Annotated in this window: 21 protein-coding genes and 2 tRNA genes; 9 read left to right on the top strand and 14 right to left on the bottom strand. The window is 64.0% G+C overall.

The window, feature by feature from the left end; translation table 11 throughout:
• Positions 1-2: 2 nt before the first annotated feature.
• The 13 genes from AB0E98_RS06465 to fabG form a co-directional block, all read right to left on the bottom strand.
• Positions 3-1,802 carry a DNA polymerase gene (locus tag AB0E98_RS06465; RefSeq protein WP_361699180.1) on the bottom strand — a complete coding sequence of 600 codons (1,800 nt, stop codon included), beginning with the start codon at positions 1,800-1,802 and terminating at the stop codon, positions 3-5.
• 78 nt (positions 1,803-1,880) lie between these two features.
• The gene (locus AB0E98_RS06470) at positions 1,881-2,420 is read right to left on the bottom strand and encodes a hypothetical protein (protein ID WP_361699182.1); all 540 of its coding nucleotides are present in this window, start codon (positions 2,418-2,420) and stop codon (positions 1,881-1,883) included.
• Positions 2,421-2,439: 19 nt separating this feature from the next.
• Entirely contained in the window at positions 2,440-3,006 is a 567-nt protein-coding gene (locus AB0E98_RS06475; RefSeq protein WP_361699184.1) for a hypothetical protein, read from the bottom strand.
• The gene (locus AB0E98_RS06480; RefSeq protein ID WP_361699380.1) at positions 2,996-3,808 is read right to left on the bottom strand and encodes a metallophosphoesterase; all 813 of its coding nucleotides are present in this window, start codon (positions 3,806-3,808) and stop codon (positions 2,996-2,998) included. Before AB0E98_RS06480 ends, AB0E98_RS06475 begins: the two co-directional genes overlap by 11 nt.
• A 5-nt stretch (positions 3,809-3,813) precedes the next feature.
• Positions 3,814-4,209 (bottom strand): hypothetical protein, encoded by a 396-nt coding sequence (locus AB0E98_RS06485; RefSeq protein ID WP_361699186.1) that lies wholly within the window; start codon positions 4,207-4,209, stop codon positions 3,814-3,816.
• On the bottom strand, positions 4,209-4,781 hold the full coding sequence (locus AB0E98_RS06490; protein WP_361699188.1) for a toprim domain-containing protein: 573 nt from the start codon (positions 4,779-4,781) through the stop codon (positions 4,209-4,211). Before AB0E98_RS06490 ends, AB0E98_RS06485 begins: the two co-directional genes overlap by 1 nt.
• Positions 4,729-5,124, bottom strand: coding sequence for a CHC2 zinc finger domain-containing protein (locus AB0E98_RS06495; protein WP_361699190.1), 396 nt, complete (start codon positions 5,122-5,124; stop codon positions 4,729-4,731). Before AB0E98_RS06495 ends, AB0E98_RS06490 begins: the two co-directional genes overlap by 53 nt.
• A 43-nt stretch (positions 5,125-5,167) precedes the next feature.
• Positions 5,168-5,455 carry an endonuclease VII domain-containing protein gene (locus AB0E98_RS06500; protein ID WP_361699192.1) on the bottom strand — a complete coding sequence of 96 codons (288 nt, stop codon included), beginning with the start codon at positions 5,453-5,455 and terminating at the stop codon, positions 5,168-5,170.
• A 199-nt stretch (positions 5,456-5,654) separates the two neighbouring features.
• Positions 5,655-6,479 carry an AAA family ATPase gene (locus AB0E98_RS06505; protein ID WP_361699194.1) on the bottom strand — a complete coding sequence of 275 codons (825 nt, stop codon included), beginning with the start codon at positions 6,477-6,479 and terminating at the stop codon, positions 5,655-5,657.
• Complete coding sequence (locus tag AB0E98_RS06510) at positions 6,479-7,207, bottom strand: BRO family protein (protein ID WP_361699196.1); 729 nt, start codon at positions 7,205-7,207, stop codon at positions 6,479-6,481. Before AB0E98_RS06510 ends, AB0E98_RS06505 begins: the two co-directional genes overlap by 1 nt.
• A gap of 89 nt (positions 7,208-7,296) precedes the next feature.
• Complete coding sequence (locus tag AB0E98_RS06515; RefSeq protein ID WP_361699198.1) at positions 7,297-8,070, bottom strand: PD-(D/E)XK nuclease family protein; 774 nt, start codon at positions 8,068-8,070, stop codon at positions 7,297-7,299.
• On the bottom strand, positions 8,067-8,414 hold the full coding sequence (locus AB0E98_RS06520) for a hypothetical protein (RefSeq protein ID WP_361699200.1): 348 nt from the start codon (positions 8,412-8,414) through the stop codon (positions 8,067-8,069). The genes AB0E98_RS06515 and AB0E98_RS06520 overlap by 4 nt, the downstream gene beginning before the upstream one ends.
• 121 nt (positions 8,415-8,535) lie before the next feature.
• Positions 8,536-9,255 (bottom strand): 3-oxoacyl-[acyl-carrier-protein] reductase, encoded by a 720-nt coding sequence (fabG, locus tag AB0E98_RS06525; protein ID WP_361699202.1) that lies wholly within the window; start codon positions 9,253-9,255, stop codon positions 8,536-8,538.
• 322 nt (positions 9,256-9,577) lie between these two features.
• Here fabG and AB0E98_RS06530 point away from each other — a divergent pair, with 322 nt between their 5' ends.
• Complete coding sequence (locus AB0E98_RS06530) at positions 9,578-10,378, top strand: helix-turn-helix domain-containing protein (RefSeq protein WP_361699204.1); 801 nt, start codon at positions 9,578-9,580, stop codon at positions 10,376-10,378.
• A gap of 82 nt (positions 10,379-10,460) precedes the next feature.
• On the opposite strand, the gene AB0E98_RS06535 is transcribed toward AB0E98_RS06530, so the two are convergent.
• Positions 10,461-10,976: a hypothetical protein gene (locus AB0E98_RS06535; protein ID WP_361699206.1), complete on the bottom strand. Its 516-nt coding sequence runs from the start codon at positions 10,974-10,976 to the stop codon at positions 10,461-10,463.
• A 378-nt stretch (positions 10,977-11,354) separates the two neighbouring features.
• Here AB0E98_RS06535 and AB0E98_RS06540 point away from each other — a divergent pair.
• From AB0E98_RS06540 to AB0E98_RS06575, 8 genes are all read left to right on the top strand, one after another.
• Positions 11,355-11,450: transfer RNA gene (locus AB0E98_RS06540), tRNA-OTHER, on the top strand.
• Between the two features lie 66 nt (positions 11,451-11,516).
• Positions 11,517-11,795 carry an HNH endonuclease signature motif containing protein gene (locus AB0E98_RS06545; RefSeq protein ID WP_361699208.1) on the top strand — a complete coding sequence of 93 codons (279 nt, stop codon included), beginning with the start codon at positions 11,517-11,519 and terminating at the stop codon, positions 11,793-11,795.
• Positions 11,796-12,022: 227 nt separating this feature from the next.
• Entirely contained in the window at positions 12,023-12,460 is a 438-nt protein-coding gene (locus AB0E98_RS06550; RefSeq protein ID WP_361699210.1) for a hypothetical protein, read from the top strand.
• Between the two features lie 48 nt (positions 12,461-12,508).
• Positions 12,509-12,682 (top strand): hypothetical protein, encoded by a 174-nt coding sequence (locus AB0E98_RS06555; protein ID WP_361699212.1) that lies wholly within the window; start codon positions 12,509-12,511, stop codon positions 12,680-12,682.
• 18 nt (positions 12,683-12,700) lie between these two features.
• Entirely contained in the window at positions 12,701-13,297 is a 597-nt protein-coding gene (locus tag AB0E98_RS06560; protein WP_361699214.1) for a hypothetical protein, read from the top strand.
• Between the two features lie 62 nt (positions 13,298-13,359).
• Positions 13,360-14,316: a hypothetical protein gene (locus AB0E98_RS06565; RefSeq protein ID WP_361699216.1), complete on the top strand. Its 957-nt coding sequence runs from the start codon at positions 13,360-13,362 to the stop codon at positions 14,314-14,316.
• Positions 14,317-14,533: 217 nt separating this feature from the next.
• A tRNA-Leu gene (locus AB0E98_RS06570) sits at positions 14,534-14,611 on the top strand.
• A gap of 31 nt (positions 14,612-14,642) precedes the next feature.
• Entirely contained in the window at positions 14,643-16,085 is a 1,443-nt protein-coding gene (locus AB0E98_RS06575; RefSeq protein WP_361699382.1) for a phage portal protein, read from the top strand.
• The last annotated feature ends 10 nt before the right edge of the window (positions 16,086-16,095 follow it).

Consider the following 16,095-nt stretch of genomic DNA (forward strand, 5'->3'; position numbering starts at 1 on the left):
CTTTAGTGCTTGCTTGCTTCGAGGTCAAGGACGCTTCCCCACGACCGTCCACCGATCTCTGAGTCCACAGGGATGAGAAGTCCGTTGATGGCCGTTTCCATGATCCGGGCTGTCTTCTCGGCTAGTTCTTCTGCTTGGTCGGCGGGGAAGCTGAATACGAGCTCGTCATGGATCGGGACACGAACAAATTCTGCGTATCCGGCTCGGTCGAGCTCAATAAGGGCGCGGGCGGTAATGTCGCGACTGGTGGACTGAATAAAATAATTGAGGGCGGCGTATACCCGGTTGCGGTCGACTGGAATGCGTCGGCCGGTGCCTGTGTAGATGAATCCGGTGCGGCGGGCCTCGCGTTGGAGCCGGTCAGCGAATCGCTTCACTCCGGGGTAGGTCTCCCAGAACGCCTTGACGGCCTTCTTGGCTTCGGCCTCAGCCACGCCGTACTGTTCGACGATTGCCCGCCATCCGCCGCCGAAGCAGACGGTGAAGTTGGTGCCCTTTCCGGCCTTGCGGTCGACACCGGCGGCGTCCGCCGTGATCTGGTGGAGGTCTAGGCCCTGATGGAAGGCGTTCAACATGGTGGGGTCGCCGCTGAAGGCGGCCAATACTCTGAGCTCCATGTTTCCGTAGTCGGAGCTGACGGTGACGTGGCCCGGCTCGGCGAGGAAGCAGTGCCGGACGTAGGAGTCGCCGGCCGGGAGCGTCTGCGCTGGCAAGGCCCCAGTGATGGTCATGCGGGCGCTGCGGGCCTGGCAGCTGTTGATCGTCGCGTGGACGCGGCTGTCCTGGTCCTGGCCTTCGAGGGCCCGGTCAAACCAGGTTGCTTTCCACTTCTTTGCCTTCTTGGCCTGGATGATGGCCTCGGTCAGTGGGATTCCGATTGAGGTCAGTACCTCATCGTCTACGCATACGTTGCCTTTCTTGGTCTTCTTGGTGAGCGTGATCCCGCGCTCCTGGAGGGCTGTGATGATCTGTGCGTTCGCGTTGACGTTGTCGACGCCTTCGAGGCGTGCGACTGCTTCCCATTTCAGTTGCTGCTGGTGCAGCTCGTCAGACTTGGACTGCGCGTAAGCCTGGTCTAGGAGGTATCCGGTTCGTTCGATCTTTGCGGTGATGTGTGCGAGCCGGTGTTCCCAGGAGATAAGCCCGCGTCTCCGGCTGCGATGTGGGACTTTCGGTTTGAGAATCTCAAGGAGCCAGACGGTCAGGACCGGATCCATCCCGGCGTACAGGTTGTAGCCGTGATGGTCGACGGGAACAGCTGACCAGACGTCATCCTTTTTTACTTTGAGTTCCTTAGCGATTGCCGCCATGGAGCCCTTGACCTCCGTGGCGACGGTCTCGCATATGTAGTGCTTAACAAGCTCTTCGAGCTTGAGGCCTGGCCCGCTTTCCTTGGCGGCCCGGGGGTCAACGAGGTGGGCGTACAGCTTGGTGTCCCAGCTCTTTGGCGCCAGCTCTTCCAGCGGAACGCCAAGACAGTTCTCAGCTACGTGCATGTCGAAGGTGCCGTTGTGGGCGACGAGTCGGCGGGCGGTCTGGAGTGCCCATCGGGCCGCCGCCTCGAAGGCTGGACCCAGTTCGACGGGGAGGACGTAGGACTCGGTGGCGGTGCCGAACTGGGCGAGGCGGCAGCGAAATCCGCGGCTGGCGTTCCACCAGTCGAGGCCGGTGGTCTCTGTGTCCCAGCCCAGCAGTTCCCGGTGCTCCTGGACGAAGGCCTCGAAGGCTGGCAGGTCTGCCTCGGTTTCCACTACGTGGATGCGGATCTGTTGCCCGTTGATCGGGTGGGTGATGAGGCGCATGCACCTCCCAGGTGGGTGGGGGCGGCTGCCCGCCCCCACCGTGCGGTCTCACAACAACTTTTTGGGTATAAAAAGCGCTTAGTTAGCGCGGAAGGTGCCGTCCTTCTGGCGCCAGAGGGGCGGGCACTGCTGCGGCTTGTCGAGTCCTCGGCCTCCGCAGAAGTAGGCGGCCCAGCTCCCGCCGTCCTTGAATGTCCGGGGGCCGTGAGTGCAGCTGTACCCGGTGGTGTCGGCGCTGGGGGCGGCGGGGACGACCTTGCCGTTCTCGAAGCGCTTCGGAGCCACGGCCTGGCCCTGACCACCGCGGTGCTGCTGGCGCATGAACTCCGCTGCGGCTGCGTGCTTCTCCATCACCCGCTCCTGCTTGATGGCGTCCAGCAGTTCAGCCATGCGGCGGGCCGCCTCGGTCGCCGTGTCGCCGGACGCCCGAGGGGTCAGCCACTCGCCGTCGAATGCGGAAGACGCCTTGAGGGTGCTGCCGATCTGGAAGGGGGCACGGCCGGCCGGGGCGGACTCAGTGGTGGGGGTAGTGGTCAAGGGCTGCTCCTCGGTAATGGTGGTGCGGCTGCTGGGTTCGTCCCACGGGGAGACGTCGGCGAACGGGTCGTCAAGAGTCATCAGTCACTGGTCCCGGTTGTCAGGCAGCTCGGGTACGGAGGCTGCGGTTCATCTGCTGGGAGAGGGCGACGACGGCACGGGAGAGGGCTTTCCGGTCGGCCAGGTCAGCGACGGGGAGGCCGTAGACGAACCGTCGCATCAGGAGCTGCTGGTACCTGGTGCTGAGCTTCTTCATGGAGGCCGTGGCGTCGATCCGCGCCGAGATCATGTTGTCTGTGACGCGAGCCTGGAGAAGGTCATCCTTCTTGCCCATCATTTCCGCGAGCTCGTCGTCCGTGTACATGAAGGACCTCAGCGCAGCCTTGGCTTCGTCCGGGGTGTAGTAGTACTGATCGTCAATCAAATCGCGGTAGTTGCGCTCCCGGCTCGCGTACTGCGTTCCGGCCTTCTGGAAGATATTCCAGAGGATGTCTTCGCTCTCGTAGTTGGCTTCGATCGCTGGCCGCTGCTCGTAGGCGTGCGTCAGGATTTCCTGCTTCACGTCGTCCTTTTCGACGACGCTCCACTTTTGTGCGATGGAGTATGCGACCTTATCGGCGAGGCCGGAGAGGTATGCCCAGTCGAGCTCGACGGTCTTAGGCTGCACTAGTGAGATCCTCTCTGCGGACGAAGTGCCCACGGCTGTTGCGCTTGATGGCCCCGTACCGGGTTCCGTCGACGACGAAGGAGCTGTCCCGTTCGACGTAGACGGGTACGGGTACGGCGGAGTGCTGGCTGACCAGGAGCCGGCCGAAGCCTTTTTGCCAGTTGACGACGCCAGCGGACAGGTATTGGGCCTTGCTCTCCGCCATGAGGTGCCCGACTTCGAAGCCGAAGAGCGTCCGGCGGTTCTTGCCGACGCCGACGGTTTCCGGGGAGACGGCGAGTTTGTGCGTGTGCCCCATGACGACGCTGCCGTCCAGCTTCTTCACCTTCGCCGCGGCCGTGCGGCCCGGGATGGTGTTCAGGCCGCGAAGCTCGTGTCCGTGCATGGCTACCCATCCGGGTGCGACTTCGCTGAAGGGTGGCAGGACCTCGATACCCAACTCCTCGAAGCCGAGAAGGACATCGACGTCGAAGGCCCGCGTCGAAGCCAGTGCTGGCGCGTACTTGCGGAGGTAGTCCGCGGGTCTCGCGTCGTGGTTGCCGACCACGAACTTGATCGGGCCGCTGTAGCCCTCACGAAGGTCTGTCAGCAGGGCCTTGCCGCCCTCGGACTCCCGGAAAACGTCGCCCTCGAACTCAGCGCGTGTGTCCTTGGACCAGCGGCTCGGGGCCGGGTAGTCCATGAAGTCACCGATGATCAGTACCCCGGCCGGCTGCGTCACGTGGATGTAGTGCCAGAGGTTTCGGACGGCTCGGGCGTCGTGCAGCGGGTATTGGACGTCAGGGACGACCACGATTTCCATGATGCTCACATAGCCTCCCTCAGACGCTGGATCCGAACTTCGATGTACTGCTTGACGTTTTCGAGGTGTTCAATCGTCGCGCTGATGTCGAGGCTTTCTATCTGTTCCTGGCCGGTTACCGCGTATTTCATGATGGATTGGGCTGCGGCGGTGTCGATCCCGTGCGGGAATCCTGGCGATTCGGCGAGATGGCGTCTGCCCGGGTTCTCTTCGGTGTGGGCTAGTTCGTTGTCGCTGAAGCACACAAGCCCGTGGCTTGGGATTTTCACTTCGTTCGGGTAGCGCGAGCCTGTGTGAACGGCATAGACGACTCCTCGCTTGCCGTTGTACAGCCAGGACGCCTCTTGCCCCGGTACCCCTGTGATGACGACCTCGTCACCTTCCTTGAACTTTCGTGTCACTAAACTCCCAGCTTTGTTCGGTATGCCTCATGTCCGAAGTCGAGGATGAAGCGGTTGACGTCGCGCTTGTCCCCAAGGTCGATGGGCACGGCGTTTGAGAGCCGTTCACAGTTCTTTTCATTGAACTGGCGCCCGGCGTGGTCACCGTCCCCGAGCGAAAAGACGGCTCTAAAGCCCGCGAAGGCAGGGGTGAAGTGGTCCTTCCAGCTCGACACTCCCGGGACGGCGACGGCAGGGACTCCGGCGACCTCGGAGGCCATCGCGTCAAACTCCCCTTCGGCCAGGCCCACGTGATGGCTGGGGTGAATCAGGGCCCACGTGTTGAACAGGTGCGGAGGGTGCCCCGGGATTCCCAGATATTTGGGGTGGCCTTCGTGATCCTCTTCATGAGGGGCGCGATAGCTGCCGTCCGGGTTCTTGACGCAGGCGTCCGCGATGCAACGGAAGCGGATGGTGGCGACGGCGCTGTCTCCGCCGGCCGGTCTCAGGTAGGGAATTGCCAGGCGGCCCCGGTACTGGTCATGTCCCGTGATCGGCTCGGAAACGAAGCCGAGTTTGAACCTGTCGGCCACGGACCCCAAACCGCGGTTGACTATGTATGGTTCGGCTGGGCTCTCCTCGTACCGGCTGTGATAGCGCTTGGCTGCTACCACCAAATCGGCTTTCGGCGAGGCGTGTTGCTTCAATGAACTTCACCCCCTCTTCTTTCTGGATGACGTCGATCGAGTCCAGGGACAGATCACAGGCGAAGCAGTGGACTCGGTTTTTCTCAAAGTTGATGGATGCGGACGGGGTTCTCTCGTCATGGAACGGGCACAGGCACTTGGTCCACCCACCACGCTGCGCGGGCGGTTGCCAGTGGGGGTAGTAGCGGGTCAGGACAGCGACGATGGGGGGCTTATACGGTGTCCTCACGACGAGCCTCCGGTCTCACATCAACTCTTGGGTCGAGGGTGTTTCACTTCGGTTTCTTGTCCTGGTGGTAGCGCAGCCCTATGTGGCGTTGAGCGGGCGGGTTTTCGAGGTAGTCGGCTGCGGCCCGGAGGACGTCCGGGCGGTCCTTCGCCGCAGTCAGCAACCGTCCGTTGCACATGCGGCACAGCAGCCCTCTTACGAGCCCGGTCGTGTGGCAGTGGTCGACGGAAAGGCGTTGCTTTCTGGTTCCGCCGCAGATGGCGCAGCGTCCTTGCTGGAGCTGGAACAACTGCTCGTACTCGCCGGGCAGGAGTCCGTAGGTTGCCTGCACGCGGGTCTCATGGCTGGCCCGGCTTCGCGCTACCTTTCGGCACGCGGTGCAGATTCTGCCGCGCGGGGAGGTGAAGAACCGTTCTGCGCGGCGGCGTTGACATCTGCCGCAGAGTCGACGGCTGTTGCGTGAGGAGTTCTTCACCCTCACTTTCCGATCTTACACATAAAAACGGTCTCACCACAACTTTTTAGGTAAATTAAAAGGCTGTTGCGTAGTTTTCGGCGTCGGTCAGGCGGACGTTGCGTGTGTTGAAGTTGAACGAGGCGTAGGTCTCTCCGCTGGAGTCCTCGAAGCCTTCGCGGTTCTTCACAGGGCTGATGTGGAGGGTCCTTCCGTCCATACCGTCAACTTCCTTGTGGATGGTGAGGATCAGGGAGGGGACTCGTGAGATCTTCCCCTTGATGCCGGACTGCGGGATGGGTTTGAGGCCATCGGAGTACTCGCCGATGACATGGTGCGTGGCCATCACGTGGGCGTGTGTCTCGCGGGCCATCTCCGACAAATAGTCACAGAGCCCTTCCAGGCCAAAGGTGTAGCTTTCGGCGCTGTCCGCTGCCCCGGCGTCGATATTTGTGAGGTTGTCGATGACGATGAGGTGCGGGTAGATGCCGAACACCTCCTTGTAGGAAGCAAGATGGAGTTCGATCTCTGCGGGCGTTGGGCGGGCGCTGTAGTTGAAGCGCTGCCACCAGCGCTTGGCAAGGACGGATTCGTATTCGGCGAACTTGCCCTCGTGGAGTTTCGCCTTGACCTCTCTGGCGTCGTCGCCGGTGAGGATGGCTGTCGCCCTGACGAGCTGGGTTGCGGCAGTGGAGTCAGCGGAGAAATACAGCGTTGGCACGTTGCTCTGAACGGTTTCATTGAGGGCGAAGACCGATTTCCCGGTTCCGGCTGCCGCCACGGCCACGGAGAGTTCTCCGCGCCGGAGCTCGACCTCCAGCTTGGCGAGGCCTTTGAAAGGCGATGGTAGGGGTTCGCCGGCTGCCCCCTTCATTCTTATCGATTGGCTGAGCGAGTACATCAGGCGCCGATCTTCCGGACGATGGTCTCGAAGCCCTTGGCGGTGATGCGGCCCTGGACCGGGCGCGCACCGTACTTGGCCTCAACAACCCGGTTGGCCATCCAGCCGCCTTCGCGAGCCTTGGCGGTGGCGGCCGTTCCCAGCTTCTCCATCCACTCCCACTCGCGGAGGAGCGTGGTGAACCGTCGCTCGCGCATGTCCAGGAGCCGGGCGACGTCGCGGCACGATGCCGTGTCCGCAGTGTCGGCGAACTCCTGGAAGGCCGCGGCCAGCGGGGAGAGTTCCTTCACCTTGGCTTCAGCCGTCTCGGCCCGCTTGGTGAGTTCGGCCATGCGCATGAGGCCGGCCGCCGGGTCGGCTACGAGCTGCTGCATCGCGGCCTGGATGGCGTCACCACCCTGGTATCCGCCGGTCTTGCGGATGGACGGAAGCACCTCATGGGTGACCCACCGCTTGAACTGCTTAGCGTGTTCGGCCTTGCTGCTCAGTATCGCGACATACAGGCCCGGCTCGCTGACGACGTTCACCGTCTGCCGCCCACCAGGGGTACTCACTGAACGAGTACCCCTCTCATCCGCGTCCAGTCGGCGCGTCATGTTTGCCGCGTCTCGGTATCCGAGGGCCTTCGCCAGTCCAGAGGCTACGAACCAGGGGTTACCTTCCTCGTCACGAATGATGCTGATCTCGAAGTTCTCACCGTCGTTGCGGTGGAAGAAGTGACTGAACATGCGGTCTCACAACAACTTTCTAGTCAAAAAAGAATCCCGCCTTCGACGGGTGGCCGACACTACGCCAGCTGCGGTCTCACAACAACTTTTTACTTAGCCGAACACGCGTGGGACACGTCACAGAACCGGCAGGAGAATCCGGGGCGGGCCGGGAAGTCGCCCCGCTTCACTCCGGCGTCCATGGCCGCGAACCGCTCGCCAACGGATTCTTCGGTGACACCGTCCAAGGCGACGGGCCGCGACAGCCGCCCGCCCTTGGCGAGGTACCAGTCCCCACAGCCGACGGGGACGTCATAGGCCCGCTCGACCGCGACCCCGTATGTCTCAAGCTGGAAGCGGCTCTTGGTGCTGCCGGTCTTGAGGTCGCGGATCCTGAGTGTGCCGTCGGTCTCGACGGTGACCTGGTCGATGAAGCCGCGAACGCGCACGCCGCCCAGCTCGACTTGGAAGGCGAGTTCCAGGGCCGGCTGGCCGCTGGGGGTCACCCAGATTTCCGGCTGATGCTCCCGGGACCAGGCAACATAGTGGGCCGTCTGCTCCTGGCCCAGGCGGTATCGGCGTTCGATGTCCTCGGCCGGGGTGACACCGGCGGCGAGCCAGCGGTCCGTATCGGGCTCCGCGTCCAGCGAGGCGTTCACCGCGGCGCTGTAGTGCTCGGAGAAGAGGGTCACCGCTTCTTCCGCCGCCATGGTCCGGCCGGAGCGTTCGACGGCTTCGGCCGCCGCATGGAACGCGGTGCCGTGGTGCGACCAGGCGGCCGGGCGCGGCACGACGCGTTCGACGCGCTGGAGGTAGAAGCGCCATGCGCACTCCTCGTACTGCTGGGTCTGGGAGACCGAGCGCGGCTGGGTTTCGATGCTCATCGCGCCGCCTCGGGGTGGATGACGTACAGGGTGCTCTCCTTGCTGCCGGGGAAGTGGCGGTTGGGTCGGGGCATGTGGAGGATCTCGATCACGCAGTCACGCCAGCGCGCCAGCCCCTCCTTCATGAAGGCCCGTTCGACGGCCTTTTCGCAGGACGGCGTGGCGCGGTCGGTGACGACCAGGTGGTAATAGGTGAGGCCCTTGCCCACGAGCCTGGACACCATGACGCCAGCGCCGATCAGGAGGTAGGCCGGCGAGTCCGTCAGGGAGGTGTCGTTGACGGTATGCACGAGACTCTTGATCACATGCGGCGAAGCCGACGCCATAGCGCAGGCCAGAGTCATGCGGGAGTCTCCTCATGTAATGCCCCGAACAGGTGGGTCCTGCTCCAAGGCGGTCTCACAACAACCCGAGGGGTAAAAGGCTGCCCGGTGCCCCTGTCGGCACCGGGCTTGGAGAGTGGGGTCAGTGGCCCATGCCGACGCCGCCGTCGACGGGGATAACTGCACCAGTGACATAGGTTGCCTCCGCTCCGGCGAGAAAGAGGACTGCCGAGGCAATTTCCTCGGGGCGGCCCATGCGGCCGAGGGGGATCTGCCCGGTCATGGCGGCCTTGCGCTCCTCGGTCAGCACCGCGGACATGTCGGTGTCGACCAGGCCGGGCGCCACCACGTTGCACGTGATGTTGCGGGAGCCCAGCTCACGGGCGAGGGAGCGGGAGAAGCCGATCAGGCCGGCCTTGGACGCGGCATAGTTGGACTGCCCGGCCTCGCCGAGCATGGCGACGGCGGAGGCTATGAAGATCATCCGGCCGGAGCGGGCGCGGAGCATGCCGCGCGAGGCGCGCTTGGCGACCCGGTAGGCGCTGGTGAGGTTGGTGTCCACCACGCTGGTGAAGTCGTCTTCCGACATCCGCATCAGGAGCCCGTCGCGGGTGATCCCTGCGTTGGCCACCAGGACCTCGACGGGGCCGTGGGCCGCCTCGATCTCCTTGTACGCCTGCTCGACCTGCTCGGGGTCGGTGATGTCGCACTTGACGGCGAGGCAGCCCAGCTCCAGGAGCTCGGCCGGGGGCTCGCCGGTGCGGTAGGTGAAGGCGACCTTCTCGCCGACCTCGGCGAAGGCGCGGGCGACGGCCAGACCGATACCTCGGTTGCCACCGGTGACGAAGACGCTACGACTCACGGGAAGACCTCTCAGTGGGGGGGGCATGCGGACGCGCTTCCGAAACAGCGCGTCCGGTTTGCTCGTGGGCACTACTTTGCCTCGGCTTGGCGCGGCGTTCGCACTCTTTTCGATCATGGGATCGAAACCGACACTGTGAGTTTCGGTACCGGATGGCCGGATTCCGGCCCCGAGAAGTGGATCTTTGTCCATTTTTGGGGGATTTGAGAGCGTCTGAAATGTGCACACGTGGCACCAGAGAGGGGATACGGTTACCGCCAGACACCTGCTTTTTTTGCGATTCATTTACTTAAGGGTGGTGGGTACGACCTTGTCCGACCTCATGCGATTTGCGCTCCTCGTGCGCGACCTGCGCGCCTCGTGTGAGCCCCTGGCGGTTCCCGGCCTCGTCGCCAGAACCAACCGGAACGCCGGGTTCGGTATCACGCAGAAGGACCTCGGTGCCCTGACGGGCGTCTCGGAGGGATGGGTCCGGCAGCTGGAGACCGGGCGCCACGCGCCCTCGGCCGACTGGATCGAGACGGTCGTCCGCGCCCTGGCCCTGACCGAGGGCCAGCGGCACAGCCTTTACGTCTACGGCCTCGGGCAGGAGCCTCCCCGCCGGTGCCGCCCGGACGCCAGCCTCCTCGACTCCGCCACGGAAGACCTCGTCCAGCAACAACAGCAGACCGCGTACATATCGGATTACGCCTGGGACGTCGTCACCTACAACAAGGCGGCCGGCCGTGAGTGGCCGTGGATGCGCCACGGGGTCAACGTCATGGTCTGGGCCCTGGCCTACCCCGAAGCACGCATGCAGCTGATCGACTGGGAAAACTCCTGGGCCAAGCCCATGGCCGCACAGCTGCGCATGCGGGCCGAGGCCGACCCGGGCCACCAGCGCCTGGCCGAGGTCGTCGCGGAGATCAAGGAACGCGACCCGGGGCACGCACGCCGCATCCTGGAGACAGACCTGACCGCGGTGCACCACCCCGACGGCCACCGCCGCCGCGCCTACCTCCCCGGCCAGGGAGACCAGATCTTCGAAACAACCTTCCTGTGCTTCACGCCCATGGCCGACCAGTCACTCCGCTTCATGGTCGTCCCGGCAACCCCCGTCGACGACAGCCCTGATACCGCCTGACCTTGCCGCAGACAGACACAGCCCGGCACGCCCCTTGAAGGGCATGCCGGGCTGTCTTCACTCCCGGGCCTCGGACGCCCTCTCAGGCGGATGGCCCCTCCGGTGTCTCCTCGGGCAGGTCCATGGCGCGCAAGAGGTCTTCCTCCTCCGGCAACGGCACCCCTTCGGGCCAGCGCAGGACCCGCCGGCCGTCTGACGGCAGCCGGGGCGGGTAGACCCAGCCATCAGCATTCGTCGGGTCGTAGTGGATGACCTCGTTCTCCCGCACCAGGCTGCGGATCAGCCGGTCAGCTTTCTTCCGCTCAGTGGGGCTCACCGTCTCGTCACCGAGCCGAAGCCGCAGGTAGACCTTCAGGTAGCGGATGGCGTAGGCGTTGTGGTGCGTGTCCCCGCCGGTCCTGTCGGTCTTCACGTCCCAAATGCCGCCCAGCAGCGCGTTGATGCGCCGGTTGAACAGCGGCGTACGGATCAGCCCCATCTTCTTCATACGTCTGTTCACGCCCTGCTGAGACGCGCGATAGCGCGTCGCGATCTCCTGCTCACTCACACCGAGGTGGAAGAGCTTCGTCAGCTCCGCGTCTGGGGGCAGCTTGGTCATGGCGACCTTTCCAGCAGGTTCGGGGGTTCGAGGGACCACCCGCTTCCAGGGTCGCCGCAGAACAGCCCGGACGCTATCAGCCGGGCGGTCTCACGACAACTTTCAACTTTACCGGCCGGTAAGTCTCTTTGTGGCCTGCGTCTCATTTTGAACTTTGAGGGTGATCCTGGACGTACATGACACCTACATACTTAGTGAGAAAAGATCCAAGAGAGAAAATAAATTTCCTTCCTGTAGATCTCCTGAATACCAATTTTCTCAGTTGAGATCCGAGAAGGCCCAAGGCCCCGGCTGCCAGATCAGCAACCAGCCGGGGCCCCTATTCGATCCACCCCGGCTGATCCCCGGAGTGGCCCAAGGGCGGGTAGCTCCCGTCTGGAGTCGCAGTGTCCGGCGTGCACGCGCGTCTCAGAAAACCCCCAGCGGGGGTGAGTACCGGACGGAAGAGCGGGTTCGAATCCCGCCGACTCACCACGTCACGGAAGGGAGGTCACGATGCCCCGAGCCAAATCGATCTGCATGTCTGTGGGCTGCACTTCCGTGACGGTACGCGCCGGCCGGTGCGAGACACACGCACCGCCCAAACGGACCTGGAAGACCTCCGCGAGGAACCGCAACCGCCCTGGTGACGCCCACAAGCGCAGGGCCGCAGTCCTCGCCCGCGACCGCTTCACCTGCCAGCGCTGCGGCTCCCGGGAGCACCTCGCGGTTGACCACCGGGTCCCCGTCTCCCGTGGAGGCACGTGGGAGCTGTCCAACCTGTGGGTGCTCTGCCGAGAGTGCCACTACCGCAAGACGTACTTCGAGGACCGGGCATAGCAGGAGCCCCGCCCGAAAAGGCGGGGCCCTGCCGTCCTCCGAGATTTCGCCTCAGAGGCGCATGGCGGTCCCGGCCGTAATCCCTTTTCCGCGAACGGTTGGGTCCGGAACCTTGGCCAGCCACGCCATTTCGGACTGCCCTGCGAAACCCTACCGTTCGGGCGCCCTTCCCGGCGCCGCTTTTCAGACCATCGGCCTGCCAGTGATTCCAACGAGGGGGTGATCAGATGCCGTCTCGCCGTGGCCCGGCCCCGAACCCGAACGCCCGCCGCCGGAACACCAGCCACGCCCTGGGTGAACACGAGCTGACGCCCACGGCCGGCGAAGGCCGCGCCCTCCCGAAAACCCTCGGCATCCAGACCGGCGGGGCGAAACGCTTCTGGAGGACCTGGTCAAGCGCCCCGCAGACACAGCACTGGCTTGAGACGGACTGGGCCGAGCTGGAGATCACCACCCGCCTAGTCGACGAGTTCTACCAGGGCAACGTCCGGCTGGCCGGTGAGATCCGCCAGCGGGTGGGCCGGTGGGGTGCGACCACCGAGGATCGTGCCCGCCTCCGCATGAACTTCGACGAGCAGGCGGAGCAGGAAGCCGCCCAGGCCGCCAAGGAAGCGGCGGCGACGGACCTGGACGCGGAGCTGTTCAGGATGCTCTCCGAATCGTAGAAGGGATCTGCCATAGCGACTTGGACTGTTGCCGGGACGCGATGCGATGTGTCAGGCGAAGCCGACGCCCTCGTCGTCTTCCCGGGCTTCCACTCCCCTGATCTCCTCGGCGGCACCAAGGAGACCACTGGTTGGGTCCGCATGGTCGAGGCCTGTGACGCCGATGCGGCGGCCCACGCTGCCGCACGCCTCGCGGAATTCTTGGACGACGACATCGAGTAGCCCGAAGGGGGTGAGGGGTTGCCCCTGACGGGAAACATGCCGCCCGGTGTCCCCCACCCTTCGCGGAGCCTTGGGTACGGCATCATCCGGTGGGCCCAGAAGTACATCGTCCAGCCGGACGGCGAGAACGCCGGCCAGCCCTGGCGATTCAGCCCGGAACAGTTGCGCTTCGTCTTGTGGATGTACAGCATCGACGAGAACGGGAGGTGGTTGTACCGGTCTGCCGCGCTTCGCCGCGCGAAAGGCTGGGGCAAGACACCTCTTCTCGCGGCCCTGGCCATCGTGGAGTTCATCGGCCCGGCCCGCTTCTCCCACTTCGATGAGGATGGTCTTCCGGTGGGCAAGCGGGTGCCGCTGCCGCTGGTGCAGATCGCTGCCACGTCGCTCGATCAGACGGCCAACACGAGGGACATGATCCGCGGCATGCTCGCCGAGTCGCCTGCCGAGCGGGAATTCAACCTGGACATCGGCAAGGGCCTGATCCAGTTCAAGGACGGTCGCCCTGGCCGTATCGAGCCCGTGACCTCGTCCTCTCGTGGTCTTGAGGGGGCGAGGCCCACCTTTGCCCGGCCCCGGCAGAAACGTTCCTGCCGGGGCCGGCGCGGTGCCGCTTAGTCCTATGCGACGAGGTCCACCATTGGGTTGAAAACAACCAGGGTGTATATGTCTGGGAGACTTTGGACCGGAATGTCCAAAAGACAGCTGGCGCAGGCTCCCGACTGATCGAGACGACCAACGCCTTCAACCCCCTGGAAGACTCGATTGCCCAGCGGACCTACGAGGCCGCGATGGAGCTGGGGGCCAAGGGGCTCCTGTACGACTGCCGTGAGGCGGTTCGGGACATCGACCTCAAGGACGAAGCCGCTGTTCGCGCGGCAGTCATCGACGCCTACGGCGATTCGCACTGGGTCGACGTCGACGGCATCGTCGCCGCAGTCATGGACCCGCGCACCAGCGCGGCCGTCGCCTACCGCTTCTACTTGAACAACATCCAGGAGAACGCGGACGGCTGGTTGGTCAAGTCCGAGTGGGACGCATGCTTCCACGACGAGGATCCGATCCTCCCTGGCGACCAGATCGCGATCGGGTTTGACGGGAGCATCCGCGGAGACAGCACAGCAATCTGCGGCGTCCGCCTCCGGGACGGCAAGCTTTTCGTCCTCCACCTCCAGGAGAATCCGCGAGATCCAAAACAGCCGGACTGGGAGGTTGACGTCCTCGCGGTCGAGGCCTCCGTCAAGAAGGCCTTCGAGACCTATCGAGTTGAATGGTTCTACGGTGACCCGCCGTACTGGCAGGAGGCCCTAGGCAGGTGGGCCCTGGAGTACGGAGATGACCGGGTTTACGAGTATTGGACTTCCAAGCCCACGCGGATGTGCGAAGCAACTGAACGCTTCCATTCCGCCGTGGTGGTCGGCGACCTCAAACACGATGGCGACCCCGACCTGACACGCCACTGTCTGAACGCCGTGACGCGTGAAGTCCCGCAGGGAACCCTGATCACGAAGGACTCTCCTCGCTCGAAGAAAAAGATCGACTTGGCCGTGTGCGCGATCCTCGCTTTCGAGGCACGAGCCGACGCCATCGCGGACGGCAGGCTTCGTATCCAGCGCCGGCGGGTTGTCGGCTTCTGATTCCCCTTCTCCCCAAGACCGGGCCAGCCGGGTGAGTGTTGCTCCCCGGTCGGCCTGCGCACGCTGGCCCGTGCTGCCGTGCACCTGCGCGGTTACCGGGTGATCGTCGGACCGACGTGAGGCCAGCATCCCGAGGGGGCTGTACCGCCCATTAGTAACCGGCGCCCGCATGGGCGTCAGCCGAACGGGGTCGAAAGCCCGTGCAGCCCCCTCTCCCGCCCGCCTAGCCCAACTGGTACGAGGCGCACGGCTCAGACCCGTGATGTTCCCGGTTCGACTCCGGGGGCGGGCACCAAACCAAGGAACTACCCGGGGAGGCGCCGCTGATTGTCCCGCCGAATGGCTATACAGCTGCCGGTCCGCCGGAGACACCGGTCGACTGGCTTGCTTATCTTCACGGGAAGCTGACGAATCAGCTCCCGGACATGTGGCGCTATGCCAAGTATTACGAGGGCGACCATCAGCGTCTTGCCTTCTCCCAGGCTCGCTACAAGGCCGAGTTCCGAGAGGTCTTCGAGACCTGGCGGGATAACTTCTGCGGGCTGATCATCGACTCTGCAACTGAGCGCATGGTCGTCGAAGGTTTCCGCCTGCCGGACTCCCCAGGATTCGACACTGACGCCCGGGAGTTCTGGCAGCGCAACAGCCTTGATGTCCTGTCCAATGCTGTGCACCTGGATGCGATGCTACAGGGCAGGGCCTATGTGCTCGTTTGGCTGGGGGACGACGGGAAGGTGCGAATCACGCCCCGGTCTGGTGAGAACATGGTGGTTGAGTACAAGGCGGGTAGCCAGACGGAACTAGAGGCCGCGGCGCTATTCTTCACGGACTCGTGGGGCCGCCCGTCCGCAACGCTGTGGACCGAGGCCTATGTGTACGAGGTCAAGGCCGGAACAACTGAATGGGAGAACGGCAGTCGCCGCCCCAACCCTCTCGGAGTCGTCCCCGTTGTTCCCTTCCACAACCGCTCTCGGCTTGCCGGTGAACCGTATTCTGATCTCACCAACGTCATCCCCATCCAGGACGCGATCAACAAGACCGTCTCAGACGCGCTCACCGCATCAGAGTTCGCAGCTTTTCCTCAGCGCTATGTCACTGGACTTGAAATCGTCGAGGACGCGGAGGGCAACCCAGTAGAGCCTTTCAAGGTGGCTGTCGACAAGCTCTTGCAGGCGGAAGACCCGGCCGCTAAATTCGGCCAGTTCGAAGCCGCGAGTCTCAGCAATTACTGTGATCTCGTCGGGCTACTTCTCCAGCACATGAGTTCCCTGTCCCGGACCCCGAGCCACTATTTTCTCGTCAACGGGGGCACCGCTCCGTCTGGTGAGGCGATCATCAGTGCAGAGGCTGGCCTTGTCGCCAAGGTCCGCGAACGGATGCTGCATTTCGGCGAAGCATGGGAAAAAGTCATCCGATTGTGCTTCGCGTGGGAGGGCGACAAACGGGCAGAGGCTTTCTCCATGGAAACGGTGTGGCGTGACCCAGAGTACCGGACGGAAGCACAGCACATTGATGCGCTACTGAAGTTGAAGCAGCTCAACGTTCCGGAGGAGCAGCTGTGGAGCGACGCGGGCTATACGCCTTCACAGATTTCGACGTTTCGCGCGATGCGGAAGGAAGACGCCAAGGCCGCTGCGGAAGTGCAGAAACTTGGCCCTCAGCCTGACCATCCGGGTACAGCTGAAGGGGCCAAGGCGGCTCAGATAGCCGCGAAGCCACCGCAGGGCAATTCCGGGAACGTCAGCCGCAAGATTCACGAACAGAAGTAGACGGAGTGGT

Origin of the sequence: Streptomyces sp. NPDC037389 (assembly GCF_040636475.1) — a bacterium.
GTDB lineage: Bacteria > Actinomycetota > Actinomycetes > Streptomycetales > Streptomycetaceae > Streptomyces > Streptomyces hesseae.